Source organism: Posidoniimonas polymericola (genome assembly GCF_007859935.1).
GTDB classification, from domain to species: domain Bacteria; phylum Planctomycetota; class Planctomycetia; order Pirellulales; family Lacipirellulaceae; genus Posidoniimonas; species Posidoniimonas polymericola.
In genome coordinates this window covers 139,372-154,554 of sequence record NZ_SJPO01000011.1, presented here as the reverse complement: position 1 = coordinate 154,554, position 15,183 = coordinate 139,372, and the positions used below count along the sequence as shown (strand labels likewise).

The 15,183-nt window shown below is 68.8% G+C and carries 11 protein-coding genes; 4 read left to right on the top strand and 7 right to left on the bottom strand.

The window, feature by feature from the left end:
* Position 1: 1 nt before the first annotated feature.
* The 7 genes from Pla123a_RS20240 to Pla123a_RS20210 form a co-directional block, all read right to left on the bottom strand.
* Positions 2–1,012 (bottom strand): glycoside hydrolase family 43 protein, encoded by a 1,011-nt coding sequence (locus tag Pla123a_RS20240; protein WP_146590399.1) that lies wholly within the window; start codon positions 1,010–1,012, stop codon positions 2–4.
* 164 nt (positions 1,013–1,176) lie between these two features.
* Positions 1,177–1,434 (bottom strand): ATP-dependent Clp protease adaptor ClpS, encoded by a 258-nt coding sequence (locus Pla123a_RS20235; protein WP_197528140.1) that lies wholly within the window; start codon positions 1,432–1,434, stop codon positions 1,177–1,179.
* 600 nt (positions 1,435–2,034) lie between these two features.
* A complete protein-coding gene (locus Pla123a_RS20230; protein ID WP_146590397.1) occupies positions 2,035–2,421 on the bottom strand; it encodes a hypothetical protein in 387 nt (128 codons plus the stop codon).
* Positions 2,422–2,438: 17 nt separating this feature from the next.
* The gene (locus Pla123a_RS20225; protein ID WP_146590395.1) at positions 2,439–5,087 is read right to left on the bottom strand and encodes a prenyltransferase/squalene oxidase repeat-containing protein; all 2,649 of its coding nucleotides are present in this window, start codon (positions 5,085–5,087) and stop codon (positions 2,439–2,441) included.
* Between the two features lie 166 nt (positions 5,088–5,253).
* A complete protein-coding gene (locus Pla123a_RS20220) occupies positions 5,254–5,661 on the bottom strand; it encodes an ExbD/TolR family protein (protein ID WP_146590393.1) in 408 nt (135 codons plus the stop codon).
* A 3-nt stretch (positions 5,662–5,664) separates the two neighbouring features.
* Entirely contained in the window at positions 5,665–6,633 is a 969-nt protein-coding gene (locus tag Pla123a_RS20215; protein WP_197528139.1) for a MotA/TolQ/ExbB proton channel family protein, read from the bottom strand.
* Between the two features lie 76 nt (positions 6,634–6,709).
* Complete coding sequence (locus tag Pla123a_RS20210) at positions 6,710–9,757, bottom strand: tetratricopeptide repeat protein (RefSeq protein ID WP_146590389.1); 3,048 nt, start codon at positions 9,755–9,757, stop codon at positions 6,710–6,712.
* Between the two features lie 360 nt (positions 9,758–10,117).
* Between Pla123a_RS20210 and Pla123a_RS24780 the strand changes: the two genes are divergently transcribed.
* The 4 genes from Pla123a_RS24780 (at position 10,118) to Pla123a_RS20190 (ending at position 15,164) form a co-directional block, all read left to right on the top strand.
* Positions 10,118–12,199 carry a PilW family protein gene (locus Pla123a_RS24780; RefSeq protein WP_231956570.1) on the top strand — a complete coding sequence of 694 codons (2,082 nt, stop codon included), beginning with the start codon at positions 10,118–10,120 and terminating at the stop codon, positions 12,197–12,199.
* Complete coding sequence (locus Pla123a_RS20200) at positions 12,196–12,594, top strand: hypothetical protein (RefSeq protein ID WP_146590387.1); 399 nt, start codon at positions 12,196–12,198, stop codon at positions 12,592–12,594. The genes Pla123a_RS24780 and Pla123a_RS20200 overlap by 4 nt, the downstream gene beginning before the upstream one ends.
* A 217-nt stretch (positions 12,595–12,811) precedes the next feature.
* On the top strand, positions 12,812–14,026 hold the full coding sequence (locus tag Pla123a_RS20195) for an argininosuccinate synthase (RefSeq protein ID WP_146590385.1): 1,215 nt from the start codon (positions 12,812–12,814) through the stop codon (positions 14,024–14,026).
* Between the two features lie 112 nt (positions 14,027–14,138).
* On the top strand, positions 14,139–15,164 hold the full coding sequence (locus tag Pla123a_RS20190; RefSeq protein ID WP_146590383.1) for a glycosyltransferase family 9 protein: 1,026 nt from the start codon (positions 14,139–14,141) through the stop codon (positions 15,162–15,164).
* The last annotated feature ends 19 nt before the right edge of the window (positions 15,165–15,183 follow it).

The following is a 15,183-nucleotide window of genomic DNA, read 5'->3' as shown; positions in this document are numbered from 1 at the left end:
GCTACGGCAGCGGCCGCCGCTCGACGCCATCAAAGGTGATTGTAACCGGCTTGATGCGGCCGTCTGCGTCAAACTCCATCTTGTCCACGCAGACCACGCGGTGGTTGCCGTCGGTCTCGCCGAGCGGGCGGCGGTGGTAAACGATGTACCAGTCGTCCGAGCCGGGCGGGTGCAGCACCGAGTGGTGCCCGGCGCCGGTCGCGACCTGCGGGTCTTGCTTGAGGATCTTGCCGATCCGCTCGAACGGCCCGGTCGGCGAGTCGGCGATCGCGTAGGCGACGCTGTAGTCGGGGCCGGTCCAGCCCCCCTCGGACCACATCATGTAGTAGCGGCCGTCCTTCTTGAACACGAACGGCCCTTCGACGTAGCTGTCGGGCGTGATCTCCTTGAAGGTCTCGCCGTCGGGGAACTCTTGGAGCGACAGCAGATCGTCCGCCAGCCGCGCGACGTTGCAGTGCCGCCAGCCGCCGTAGTACAGGTACAGGTCGCCGCCCTCGTCGCGGAACACAAACTGGTCGATCGGCTGGGCGCCGTTGTGGAAGCGGTCGATCAGCGGCCGGCCGATGGCGTCCTGGTACGGCCCCTCGGGCGAGTCCGCCACCGCGACGCCGATGCCCCCTTGGGCCTCGTCGTTCTGGATATCGTTGGCGCCGAACAGCAGGTAGTACTTGTCGTTGGCCGCGATGATCGACGGCGCCCACACCGCGTAGCTCGCCCACGAGATATTGTCGGCGTCGAGCACCCGCGGATGCTTGGTCCAGTTCACGAGATCCTTCGAGCTGAACGCGTCGAAGAACGTCTGCTTGTGGTACTTGTCCGAGTAGGTCGGGAAGATCCAGTACTGGTCGCCGAAGATGATCGCCTCGGGGTCGGCGTACCAGCCGGCGAACACCGGGTTGCCCGACTTGCCCTGCTCCTTGAACTCGGGGCGGACCTCCTGGGCCGTAGCCGGCGAGCAGCAATGCAGCGACAGCATCAACAGCGGGATGAATCGTAGTATCAAACGCGACATCTTTTCTCTCTTCTCAATGGATTGTCGTTTCTGAGGTACGGCGATGGCGGATCACTGGGTGGCCACGAAGAGGCACGAAAGGACACAAAAAATGAACTGGGGCAGGCTTGGTCTCGGTGCTTCTTGTGCTCTCTTGTGCTTTTTCGTGGCCATCCCCTGCATCGTCACGCCGGCATCGGCTCGGTAGTCACTCTCAGCGGCAGGGCGTTCTGGTGGGCCTGCTCGGGATCGCCGCCGCACGACCGCAACTGGTCGGCCTTCAGCTCGGCATGCTCCCGCATCCCAGACCAGACGCAGCTCCGCCCGGTCTCGTGCGCCCTCAGCATAAGCTTGATGGCTTTCTCCGGTTCGTACCCAAACACCTTGACGATCGACTCGGCGACAAACAAGAAGCCGTTGAAGTCGTCGTTGTGCAGGATCACGGCTTACGGGGGCTGCCGTTTGGGCTTCTTGTCTGACCTGGCTTCCTGCTTGGTGGTCTCTGCAGGGAGCACCGCGGCGGCGTTTTCTGCTGGAATGGGAGGCTCCTTCGCTATCGGCTCGTCGCGCGGGGCGGCTTGCTACCACCGCGTTTTGTCCGAAATACCCAGCGGAGGGGACAAAACTCAGACCCGACGATCGGCCCTTGGTCCGTTTTGCCCCAGTATCGCAGCCTCTGCTGCGATTTGGGCCCAAAAACGGGTGAGGGTTTTGTCCCACCGGTTCGCTCGCCGTTGGCAACGGCGCCGAGCGCCGGGCGAGCCAGCAAGCGGGCAAAAATCGGCCCCATTCCGCTCGGACAAAGCTGGGGGCAGCTCCTATTAGAAGGCCGTCGGGGGCTGTTTTCAACAACGAAATGGGTGTTTGCGGAACTCATGCAATTCCAAAACCAGAGCCAATTCCACACCGAGCCGCGCCCGTCAGGAAGCGTCCATTAGGCGAAGTCAACTGGTCATTTCCTGACGGGCACGGCTCGGCGATGAGGGCTACCGCCCGGTCATCCCGCATAGTGGCAGCGTTGCGGCTTTGACAACCGACCCCCGTTAGTCTGCTCTTGAGAGGCGGCGGTTGATCACCGCGACGCGCCAGAGAAATCCAACCTGTCCTCCGAGCAAAATGGTTATCAGAGCTACGTCGATGGCCAAGGAAACCGGCGCTCTCACGCCGCGTATTTCGTCGAGGATGCCCTGCACCAAAAAGATGGCGTAGAGCGCTACGCTAATCGCAAAATACAGCATGGCGAGCATCCAGAGCCCACGCTCCGCACGATATTCGCTAAGTGACACCGCCGTGACGGCGAGAAAGACTGCTTGGAACGCGGTCAACACTCCTGGCAGGTCTGTCCAGACAACCAGCGCGAGCCAGCCTCCCGAAACCAACATCATTTGCGGGGCGAACTTGATTACGCGATCAACGCCTGACTCGCTCATGTCATGTCGGCAGTTTGCTACCGCCCAGTCATCTCGTACAGCGGAAGGTGCCGGTAGTACACCTCGAGGCTCAGCAGGTTGAGCGTCGTGACGTACAGGCGGCCGCCGAGGTGGCGCCACTTGTCGGGGACCGGCGCGATTGGGTTCCAGCTGCCAGCGAGTTGGCCGCTCTTGGTCTGGCTCTCGACCAGCAGCGGGTGCAGCGCCTCGTTCCACCGATCCCAGTGCGTGCCGCCCATGTGGAACATTACCTGCGTGCCGTAGTACCAGTAGTACGTGTCCCGCAGTGGGTTGCCGAGCGTGCTGGTGCGGGCCGGCGTCATCGAGTCGCCGAGGGTCGGCAGGTGCTCGGCCAGGTGGTCGGCGCCGAGCTGCATGCGGCGGCTCTCGCGCCCCTCACCCAGGTAGAGCTGCATCAACAGGCCGACCGAGGTCATCACCGTGCCCGGGTTGCGGCCGTGGCTGGTGCGGGGGTCGTTGGCCGGCGCGGTCGGGTTGTAGCAGAAGCGGGCCTGGTTGCCGGCGCTTTCGCGGCAGGTTTCGAGGAACCGCCGCACGCCGGCGTAGGTGCGGCTGGGGACCTCCAGCCCGGCCAACTCACCGCTCCGCAGCGCCATCAGCATCCAGCCGGTCACCGACAGATCAGAATTGAAGCCGGGCGTGTACCGCCAGCCGCCGAGGCTCTCGACCTGCGTCTCGACGATGTAGTCGATCGCCCGCTGCGCCGGGCGGCGGAGCCGTGGGTCGCCGGTCATGCCGTACGCCTCGCACAGGGCAATGGTCGCGATGCCGTGGCTGTAGAACCGGGCGACCTCCCACGCGTTGGGGTCCGAGTCCTCGGCGAACAGCACGCCGGAGTCGCCCTGGTCGGCAATCAGCGCGTCGATGCCGCGTTTGACGGTCTGCTGGTGCTTGCCGTCGATGTGGTCGTAGCCGGCGCCGAGGAACGACAGCAGCGCCAAGCCGGTGGCGGCCGCGTCGGCCTTGATCTGCGGCACCTCGGCGGCGCGGACGTCGGCGCCGCCGAGCGAGTCGAACGCCCAGCCGCCGTCGGGCTCCTGGATACCGGCCAGGAATTTCAGGCCGAGCTCGATGGCGGCCTCCGTGCGGGGCGACGGCGAGCCGCTGCTGCCCGACTCGAGCTGCTCGACGCGTTGGCCGCGGCTGCTGAACGCGGCGGTCGGCGCGCGGGCGTCGCCGGCGACCGAGGGCGACCCGCCGGCGGCCTGGTTGCGGAACCGGCCCGGTGAGAGGTTGGCCGTGGCGTCGCGCGACGCGACCGCCTTGCTGAGGCCTGGCCGCTCGGCCGGCTTGACCCCCAGCCCGCCGCGGTCGGCGGCGGCGGCGATCTCGGTCGGCGCGCCGGGCTGGCCCTGGCCGGCGCCGCGGTTGAGGTTGGGCGCCTCGAGCGCCCGGCCGGCAGAGCCGAGGGCGGCGAGCGGCGCGGCGCCGCCCCGGGGCCGCGGCCGGGCGTCGGCCAGGATCCGCGGCGCGTCGCCCGAGGTGCGCATCGCAAGACGATCCGGTGCGGCGGCCGGCGTCGCGGGGGCGATCGGCGCCATGTCGGCCAGCCGCGGGGCGACCGGCGCGAGCGTCGGCGAGGCCATCGCCAGCGACGGCGCGGTCCGCTGCTGGGTGACCGCCGGCGGCGTTAGTGGCGCCATCCGCGGAGCGTCCTGCGGGGTGTTCGGTTCGCTCGGCAGCGGCGTGATCGGCTCCATCGGCGACGGGCCAAGCTGCGCCAGTGTGCGGGGCCTGAGTCGGGGCGCCGGCTGGCTCGCGCCGACCTGCGGCGTGGCGGGCTGGTTGACCGCCATCCGCGGGGCCGACGTGATCGGCGTGCTCTGCGGCGAAGTCGGCGGCGCGAGCGTCGGACGCGGGGCCTCGATCGGGGTGATCGCCGCCCGCAGCGGCGCGGCCGCGCGGGCCAACATCGGCGTCGGCGCCGGGCTCGGCGTGGGCTCTTCCAGCGGCGACGGCGCGGGCTGCGTGCCGGCGTCGAACTCGGCCGCCTGCGGCGCGACGCTGGCCGACGCGGCGATGTTGCGGCTCCGCCGGCCCGACTCGATGGCGGCCTGGGCGAGCGTGGTCTGCGGCCGTTCCAGAATCGGCGCGTCGGGCGCAGGCGGCGCGGCTAGCGGGGCGGCGGTGGGCTGCAGCATGGTCTCGGCCAGCTTGGGCGCCTGCCGCTCGGGCTCGATCAGCTCGGCCTGGCTCTGCGGGGCGGAGGTCGCGACCGGCCGCTCGAAGTCCGGGACCTCGTCGAGCTGCTGCCGCTCAATGATCACCATCTCCGGCGGCTGCTCCTCCTGCACTTCCTCGACCGGCGGCGCGTCGGCGTCGGCCATCAGCTGCGGCATCCGCAGGTCGGCCAGCGCCAGCCCGGCGACAATCGCCGTGTGCGCGATCAGGCTCGCCACCACCCCGAGCTGCAGCCGCTTGGCCGAGAACCCGGGCGACGACAAGAAGGCAATAGCGAGCGCTAGCGCGGTCAGCCCGAGGGTCGCCAGGCGGTAGTAGCCGTTCCGCCAAGGGTCGGGGTCGTCGAAGCCGCCGAGCGCCACAATCCCACCCGCAGCGACGCCCGCCCACAACGCGAGGGCGGCGTTGACAGTCAACGCCCGTTCGTCGACGGCGGGTCGGGGGATGGCGGGGTCGGGGGTCAAACGGCTTCCTGCTCGGTTGGTCGAACTTACACCCTCCCCAGCTGGGGGAGGGTCGGGGTGGGGGTGAAGTGGTGCTGCGGCCTGCCTGCCGCGTCGCCCCGTAAGGGCAAACTCGCAAGCGGGGCGCCCCCACCCTAGCCCTCCCCCAGCGGGGGAGGGAATTCTTTTACTCGGTCGCGATGCTGTAGTTGCGGATGTTGGCCTGGTTGCAGGCGTCGAGCACGGTGACCAGCGCGCCGGAGTTCGACTGCGAGTCGGCCCGGATGGTCACCTTCTGCTTGCCGGGGTTTGCCTGGTAGAGCGCCTTGAGCCGGGTGCGGAGCATGTTTGCGCTGAGCTTCTCGCCAGCGATGTAGTAGGTTCCGTCGGGCGTGACCGTGACGAAGACCTCCTGGCCGGGGAACACCGTCGGGGCGGCCTCGGCGGCCTGCGGCAGGGTGACGTCCATCTGCCGTTCTTCCTGCTCGAAGCGGCTCGCCACGAGGAAGAAGATCAGCAGCAGGAACACCACATCGATCAGCGGCGTCATGCTCAGCGCGCCGGCAGACAGGCCCTTGTTGAGTTTGACGGCCATCGTCTACGCCCTCCCGCTCGTTTCGTGGGCCTGCGACAGGTGGTGCGTCGGCGGGCCCGCCGGTGGAGTGGGCGGGACCTGTGGCGCCGGCTGCCTGCGGCCCGTGCGGTCGTGCTGGTAGTTGCTCTCGAGCTGGCGCAGGTCGAGCCGGCCGCGGCCCTCGAGCGCCTCGATGCGGGGGAGCAGCACGGTGATCAGGCTCTCGACCCGGCGGAGCGAGCGGAGGATGCGTCCCTCGAAGTAGTGGGCCAGCACCGCGGCGGGGATCGCCACGGCCAGGCCGGCGAAGGTGGTCATCAGCGCGACGTAGATGCCCTCGGCCAGGGCGGTCGCCTTGTCGGTCCCCTCGGCGGCGTTCGCCGTGACGAAGAACGACTCGATCATGCCCCACACAGTGCCGAGCAGCCCCATCAGCGGCGTCACCGCGGCGGCCAGGTTCAGCGTGCGGACATTGCCGTACATGCGGTCGGCCTCGTTCTGCAGCGCGTCGGCGGCGGCCGCTTCGACCTCGGCGTGGGGGCGGCCGATCTTCGACAGCGCGGCGATCACCACCCGCGACAGCGCGCTGCGGCTGCGGCGGCAGGCGTTGTAGGCCCGCTGCGGGTCGAGGTCGCCGTCGTCGATCTGCCGGCGGAGCGTGTCGACCAGTTTGCGGGGGCGGATGCGGCCGCGGCGGAGCCCGAGCATCCGCTCGCACGCCACCGCCAGCACGACCACCGACATCAGCACAATGGGGGCCATCAGCCAGCCCCCCTTGAGGAACAGCTCGAGGATCGCCTCGGCCGAGTCGGGCATCGCGTCGGGCGCCTCGACCGGGGGCGGCGGCGCGAGCGCCGCCTCGGCCAGCGCGTCTGGGTCGTCGCCCGGGTCATTGCCGAGGGCCGGCGCCAGCGCCGGCCCTTGGCCCCAGGCCGTGCCTGCGAGTACGAGCGTAACACAGAAAGTCGTCGCCAGGCGGCGGGCTAGTCGCATTGGATTGGTCTCGTTCGGATTGCCTGGCGTGCTGTGGTTGGTCGTCATCTAGCGGCGCGTTGTCAGCGGCCCGTTGTTAGCGGGTGGCCCCCGGCTGCAGCTTGGCCCGCGCGTGCCGCGCCTTGGCCGAATCGGGGAACCGCTCGAGCAGCTCCAGGTAAAGCTTGTTGGCTGGCTCGCGGCGGCCCAGCGCCTCGAGGCAGCGGGCGGCCTCGAACAGCGACTCTGCCTGCCACGCGTGGTACGCCTCGGGCGCGTCCTTGCCGCCGTGCCCGTAGGCGACCCGGAAGAACGTGCGGACCGCTGCGTCGTACTGCTTGGCCGCGAACTGCATCTCCCCCAGCATAAACTGTGAGCGGGCCGCTAGCACGCCGTCTTGTGATTCAAGCAGCGATTCGAAGATCGGCTGCGCTTCTTGCGGTCGATCAAGGTTCACCAGGGCCCAGCCGCGCTCGTAGCGGATCTTGTCGCCCTCCAGCTTTGCCTGGCTTGCCCGACCGGCACGCTCGAGCCACTGCAGGCTCTCCTTCCAGCGGCCGAGCTGGCCTGCCGCCTGCCCGGCGTGCAGCCAGGCCGCCGCGGCGAGCCGCGGGTCCTTGGGGCCGAGCTGCTCGGCCTGCGTGTAGGCGGCCAGCGCGGGCTCGTAGCGGCCGAGGGCAAACAGCGACTCGCCCTGCATCGCGGCGCCGGCGGCGGCGAGCTCGCCGGTCGGCTCCGCCCGCAACTGATTGTTGAACGCCATCGCCGCGGCCTCGGGCTGATCGGCGCCAAACGCAATCCAGCCCAAGAGGTGCGACGCCTGGGCGCGGAAGCCGGCGGCGGCGTCACCCCGCTGGGCGACCTTCTCGAGCGGGCCGGCGGCGGCCTGCTTGTCGCCCGCTTGGTACAGCAACTCGCCCGCGCGGAGCAGCGCCTCGGCCGCGAGCGGGCTGCGAGGGTAGTCAGCGGCAAGCCGCGCGAACTGCTTGGCCGCGCCAGCCGGGTCCGCCTTCCGCTCGAGCCACGCCAGCTCGTAGCCAACCTGGTCGGCCCGCTCGTGCTGCGGGTGCTGCTGCAGGAAGGCCTGCAGCTCACGCCGGGCGTCGTCGGTCCGGCCCGCGCCAATCAGGCAGAGCGCCCGCAGGTAGCTGAGCTCGGCGGCGGGCGCCTTGGCCCCGTCAAGCACGTCGAGCGCCGCGGCGTCCTGCTGCTGTTCGTGCAGCAGCCCGGCGAGCGTGTAGCGGGCCTCGCCGATGGGGCCATCCCCGTAACGGTCGACAAGCGTCTGCAGCGACTGCCGGCCGGCCTGCTTGTCGCCCGACTGCAGCTGGTTGTTGGCCAGGCCGTATAGGGCGTACGGGGCGAGGTCGCTCTGGGGGAACTCGCGGGCGATGCGGGTGAAGTCTTGATTGGCGGCGTTGAGGTCGCCGCGGGTAGTCTGCTGCTCGCCGCGTTGGTAGAGCGCCTGCGCAAGACGGTTGGCGTCGGGTCGCTGTTCGATCAGGTCCGTCAGGGCCGCGATGCTCGCCGCCGCGTCGCCCGACTGGCTGCGGGCTTCGGACAGCATCGCTAATGCGTCGGCCTTCCGCTCGGCGGGGATAGCCTGCTGGTAGTCGCTAAGCAGGCTGGCGACCTCGGCCCAATTCTGCTGCTCGCGGAGCAGGCCCGCGTCCCTCAGCACCCACTCGCCCACGCGCGGATCGTCGGCGGCGGCGGCGATCAAGGCCCGGTACTGGTCGGCGGCCTGCTGCGGCTGCTTGAGCTGGGCGGCGGCCTCGGCGGCGATCAGCCGGGCCTCGATGCTGAATTGGCTGTTGGGGCGCTGCCGCAAGAACTGCTGGGCGAACCGCTGGGCCTCGTCGAACCGCTTCAACTGCAGCGCCGTGTGGGCGGCGAGGTAGGCGGCCCGCTCGGCGGACTCGCCGCCCGCGCTGCGGGCGAGCTGGCGGTAGAGGTCGAGCGCCTCGCCGCGGCCGCTGTCGGACTCGGACAACGCGTCGGCCAGGGTGACCTTGATCGGGTTGGCCCACTGCGGGTCGGGGCTAGTCGCCAGCGCCTGCCGGGCCGGGCCGATCGCGTCGGCCGGCCTGCCGGCGGCGGTGAGAGTCTGCGTGAGCCAGTGGGCCGCTTCGGCGTTGGCGGCCGACGGGTCTGCCCGCCAGAGTGAACCGAGCAGCGTGGCCGCCTCGTCGTATTGCTGGGCCAGCAACAGGCACTTGCCGGCCGCCAGATTGGCGCCGCCGGCGAGCGGCGACCGCGGGAACCGCTGGCCGAGCTGCCGGTAGGAGGTTGCGGCGGCGGCGTGCTGGCCGGCCGAGTAGAGCGCGAACGCCTGCCGCTCGAGCGCGTAGTCGGCCGCGTCGTACTGCTCGGCGGCGGCGGCTTGGGCGAAGTCCTCGGCGGCGCCAACCGCGTTGCCGCCCGCCAGCCGGGACTCGCCGCGGAGGGTGTAGGCCTCGCCGGCGGTCTGGCCGATTGGGCCCGCAGCAATGAGCGTATTGAGCGTCGCCTCGGCCTGGTTGGTCTGGCCGAGCTCCAACTCTGATGAAGCCAGCGCCACCCGGGCGGCGGTGTGCAGCGGCGAGGCCGCTTGGTTCTCGAGCGCGGCGCGATACGCCTGGGCCGCCTGCTCGTGCTGGCCGAGGGCGGCGAGCGACTCGCCGCGGTAGTACTGGGCACCGCCGGCCTGGCCGCTGGCGGGGAACTTGGCGAGCAGCTGCTCGAAGGCGGCGACCGCCTGACGGTAGACCGGCGCGGCCTGGCTGGGCTTGGTCGCCGCGAGCGACGACGCCTGGTTGAACCGTGCTAGGCCGAGGTTCGACCACGCGGCCTCGGCGACCGAGTCCTCCTGGGCGGTCTTGGCAGCCTCGGCAAAGGCGTCGGCCGCGGCGGCGAACTGCGACTGCTGGAACCGGCAGACGCCCAGGTTGTAGCGGACCCGGGGCGCGAGCGGGTCGGTCGGGTAGCTCTTGAGCAGCGCCTGCCAGTCCTTGCGCGCCAGGTCGTGCAGCCCGCGGTCCTGCAGCGCGGCCGCCGCGGCGTACGCGCGGGCCGCCTCGGGGGCGGGCGTTGGTTGCTGCGCGGCCGCCGGCAGAGCCGAGAACCCAATCGTGGCCAGCAGCAGCGCCGACAGCCACTTGCTCACCACGGCTGGCGGGCGGGAGGCCGAACGGGCTGGGGGGCAGACTGGCGGGCGGGCGGGCAAGGACTTGCTGCAGAGGGGGCGGGGCGGGCAACCGGAATCGCCCTCATTATTCCCCCGGGAAGGCACGTGGTCCAAGGGCGGCCGCCTCAAAAAAGGGGGATCCGGCCCGCCGCGGTGGCAACCTTTACCTATCAGGAGCCCTTGGCCAGCCCTGCGCAACTGGCGGAGGTCCGCCGACCGGCGCCACAACCTTTTCTTGACACAGACTTTACGGCGCGGTGCAATGAAGGGCTGGGGTGGCGTCAGGGGCTCTCATGCCACCCCACCAGAGAGGCCCTACCGGAACGGGGGGATTGGATCGTGAAATCTCTTTTCGGCGGCGAGCTGCCGCATCGGAGTGTCGTGCCTGCTATGTATTCTCACCGCCGCCCGGCCCACGCTCGGCCCCAGCGTGGTTTCACGCTGGTCGAGATGCTGGTGGCGATGTCGATCACGCTGCTGATGATGGCCGCGGTGATCGCGGTGTTCGCGAACGTCTCGGCGAGCGTGGCCGACCGCCGCGCCGGCATCGAGATGTCGACCCGACTCCGCCAGGCCCGCGCCCTGCTGCAGGACGACCTCGCCAACCACACCTGCCCCGCGCTGCCGTGGACCCGCCCCGAGTCGAATCACGGATACATCGAGATCGTCGAAGGGCCGCAGTCGGACTTTGCCCCAAGCATCTGGCTGCAGGACATCGACAACAACGGGATCGTCGACTTTGTTGGCGGCAACAGCCCGACCGACAGCAGCAACGGCCTGCAGATCGACCTAGCGGTATCGCAGCTCCCGGGTACGAACCTGGCGAGGCTTCCCGGAAGCGCCGTCAATCTGGATAGCCAGTACGTCACCGACGGCGGCGGCCTCGGCGACTGGGACGACGTGCTGTCGCTGACCGTGCGGAACGACGACAAGCCGTTTGTCGGACGCGTGCCTACGGACGTCCCGACTGATGGCAGTGGGTTCGATAGCTGGGGAGCCAAAGAGTTTGAATCACCGCTCGCAGAGGTCGTGTGGTTTGCTGTTGAGAACCCGGTTGAGCCGAGCGACGCTCGCACATTCTATTTCGGCGAACCCGGCTTCCGCACCGTCTACCGCAGGACGATGTTGATTGCGCCGCAATTGGACTATGGGATTTTGGTCAATGGCCAAAACGTCGGTCCCGGTGTGCTCCGAGTTCTCAACGTTGACTTGGATGAAGTTGCCCAAGCAATCGCAGCGGTCACTGCGTTCCAGGAACAATACGACATCTCGGTAAGGCTCGAATGGGACCCGCTGCTCGACGGTGGCCGGTGGGTGATCAAGGCGAACACGCTCGGCGATCTTACGAAGCGAGAGAACCGCTTTGACCACCAGCACATCCCCTACGGCTCGCCTGGCACGGCGCAAGGGCAGCGGCGGTTCCCCTACCACTACGTCGGAATCGGTCGCGGTCTGTCGGGAACGATCCAGGTTCGCCCCGCGTTCGACGTGTCCCGCAAGTTAGAGCGCAACGAGGATTTTAGCGCTGCTGCGATCGACAAGATGGTCGAAGGCCGGACCCGCGATGACGGATCTGGCACGGTCCGCACCTACAGGCTGCAAAACCGCGGTAAGTGGCTCTCGTCGCGGCCGTTTGTGTACGTCGACGACTCTAGCGCCCTCAAGCCGACCACTCGAGCCATCGTCAATGAGGACGGCCAGGTGGTGATGTTCACCAACGGCATGGTGCCGCTGTCGGGCGACCGCCGTGGCGAGGATGTTGTGCTGAGCAACATGCTAGCCTTCGACATCAAGGTCTACGACCCTGAAGCACCGCTGCTGGCGGAACAGCCGTTGAATGACACCAGTCAGTCGGTTGCCTACCCCGGTGAGGTAATCGGACCGGGCGACTCCGGCTGGGGAATGATCTTACGCGAGCGGCTAAACAATCCGGGTTCGGGGGTCACTTACCAGCCAATAGCCGGACGTGGCGCCTACGTCGATCTTGGTTATTACGGCTTGCACGGTGCCTTTGCAGCCCGCAACACTGCTCTCGGGGCACTACCCCCCGTCACCAATCCCAGCGTTACGAACTTGCTGGGAAGTTCGACATTCGCCGGGTACACCCAACCGAAAAGCGAGCTTGGTTGGCCCACGGTGACGGTCAACGGCTACGCCTTCCAGCCCTACCGAACCTACGACACCTGGTCGACCTCGTACGAGAACAACGGGAAGGACGATGACGGCGACAACGTGATCGACCCGGCCTCCAACGGCTTCGACGACGATGGCGTCAACGGCGTCGACGACCCGGGCGAGCGGGAGACCGCGCCGCCCTACGACACCGCGCTGCGGGGCATTCAGGTGACGCTCCGGGCGTACGAGCTCGACAGCCGCCAGATCCGCGAAGTGAACGTCAAGCAGACGTTCATGCCCAAATGAGCGGCGACGCGCCGCACGCCGATCGGGGCGCCGCGCCGCACGTGATCCGCCTGCGCGGCCCGTGGCAGGCCGAGGCCGACGGGGCCGAGCTGCGCGTGAAGCTCCCCTGCACCTGGGGCGACGCCCTGCCCGCGGACTCCGGCCGGGCGACCCTCTCCCGGCGCTTCAACCAGCCGACCGGGCTGGCCGCCGGCGACCAGGTGCTGCTGCGGCTCGCCACGCCGCACGGCTTGGCGGCGGCGCGGCTGAACGGAGCGGAGATCACGCTGGAGAGCGGCGTGGCGAACCTGACGCCGCGGCTCGAGCCGAGCAACGAGCTGAGCCTCACCCTCGAAGGCGCCGGCCCCGACGCCGTGCTGCTCGACGCGCAGCTCGAGATCCACGCGGCTTCGTAGCGGCCAGCCAAGGAACAGCCCACGGCGCCAGCCGTGGGACCGCGCGCCGAAGCCGCTGCTGCGTCAGTCCCACGGCTGGCGCCGTGGGCTGATCATGCTTGCGGGCTGACTGGTGAGCCGAACCCAGCGGCGGCGCCGCTTGTCAGCTCCCGCGTGCCGAACCACAATACCGGTTCGCCTACGAACTACCGCTTCCCCCCCGCTACGGATTCCCCCCATGCGCAAGTGCGTCCTCGCCTACTCCGGCGGCCTCGACACGTCTGTCATCCTCGGCTGGCTCCAGGACGAGGGCTACGAGGTGCACTGCGTCTATGTGGACGTCGGTCAGCCGTGCGAGGACCGCGAGGCGATCATGCAGAAGGCGCACGACAACGGCGCCGCGTCGGCCCGGCTGGTCGACGTGCAGGAGGAGCTGTGCCGCGACTTCGCGTTCCCGGTATTGCAGTGGCAGGCCAAGTACGAGGGGATCTACCTGCTGGGCACCTCGATCGCCCGGCCGCTGATCAGCAAGGCGTGCCTGGAGGTGGCCCGGGAGGTCGGCGCCGAGGCCTTTGTGCACGGCGCCACCGGCAAGGGGAACGACCAGTGCCGCTTCCAGCTGGCGGCCGAGGCCCTCGAGCCGGACGTCAAGATGATCGCGCCGTGGCGGATGCAGTCGTTCCGCGATAAGTTCCCCGGCCGCACCGAGATGATCGACTTCTGCGACGTCAAGAAGATCCCGGTCAAGGCGTCGCTCGCCAAGCCCTACAGCTCCGACGAAAACTGCCTGCACATCAGCTACGAGGCGGGCAAGCTGGAGGACACCGCGGTCAACGGCGTGGCGATTGTCGACTTCGGGATGGGGGTCTCGCCGCAGGAGGCGCCGGACAAGGTCGAGGAGGTCACGGTCGGGTTCGAGTCGGGCGTGCCGGTCAGCATCAACGGGGTCAAGAAGTCGCCGCTGGCGATGGTGCAGGAGATGAACGAGATCGCCGGCCGCAACGGCGTCGGCCGGATCGACATTGTTGAAAACCGCTTTGTCGGCATGAAGAGCCGCGGCGTGTACGAGGCGCCCGGCATGACCGCCCTGTACGCCGCGCACCTGCAGCTCGAGCAGCTCACGCTCGACCGCGACCTGGTGCACCTCCGCGACCGGCTGGCGCCGGAAGTCGCCGAGATGGTGTACTACGGCTTCTGGTACTGCCCGAAGATGGACGCCCTGCTGGCGTTCATCAAGGAGGCCCAGCAGCCGGTCACCGGCGAGGTGACGCTCGGGCTGTACAAGGGCAACATCGAGATCCACGGCCGCACCAGCCCGAACAGCCTGTACGACGAGGAAGTCGCCAGCATGGAGGGGGGCGGCAGCTACGACCAGACCGACGCCGAGGGCTTCATCCGGCTGCAGGGCCTGCCCAGCCGCGTGCTCGGCAAGGTCCGTCCGCGTAGCTACTAGCGGGCAATGCCCAATGACCAAGCCGAAATGACTTGTCGGTCTCTGCTTGTTCGTTCATTGGGTAATTAACCTTGGTCATTGGTCATTCGCGCGTCAGCGGGCGGAGGTAGGCTTGGCGAATCCCCCCCAACGCATCCTGGTCGTTCGCCTGCGGATGCTGGGCGACACGCTGCTCGCGACGCCGCTCGTGCGGCAGCTGAAGCGGCTGTACCCCGACGCCGAGGTTGACGTGCTGTGCCAGCCCAACAACGGGGCGATCTTCCTGCACAGCCCGCACGTCGCGCACCGGCGGCTGCTGCGGCGCAAGGCGCCGTTGTCGGAGCTCCGAGGACTGATCGGCGCGATGCGGCGCCGGCGGTATGACCTGGCGATCGACCTGCACGCCCTGCCAAAGACCGCGTGGCTGACGCTGGCGAGCGGCGCGCAGCGGCGGATCGGCTACCGCAAGGCGGTGGTGCGGGGTCCGCTGTGCTACACCGAGTCGACGCCCCGCGACCAGATGCCGTTCGAGTACAACGCCCGGCGGAACCTGCGGCTGCTGGGGGACGACCGGGTCGATTTTGATGACCTCGACCTCGAGTTCCCGATCAGCCCGGCGGACGAGGCGTTCGCCCAGCGGTTCAACGAGGAGCACCTCCCCGGCAAGACCGTGGCGATGTACGTGATCTCTCAGGACCCCAACAAGAGCTGGCCGCCGGAGAAGTTCGCCCTGCTCGCCGACCGGCTGTCCGAGCGGGGCTACACGCCGCTGATGGTGTACGGACCCGGCCAGGAGCGGTCGGTCCGCGAGGTGACCGACCGGATGCGGACGCCGGCGGTGATCGACTACCCGATGCCGACCTTCCCGCAGCTGATGGGCGTGATGCGTCGGTGCGACCTGTTTGTCGGCAACGACGGCGGGCCCCACCACCTGGCCGCCACGGCGGGGCTGCCGATGGTTTCGCTGTTCCAGATCAGCCCGGTAGAATGGACCCGCCCGCACCGCGAGCACCAGCGGTTTGTGGCCTCTACAGAGGTCCAGACACCGTGCGACTCGTGCGGGCGGTTTGTTGACGAGCCGTTCAAGGAGATCCCGGCGGACGCTGTCTGGGAAGAAGTGGAGCGGGTTTTGGAGATAAGTGAGGAGAATACGGGATAAACCGGTCGGGGCAGCGAAC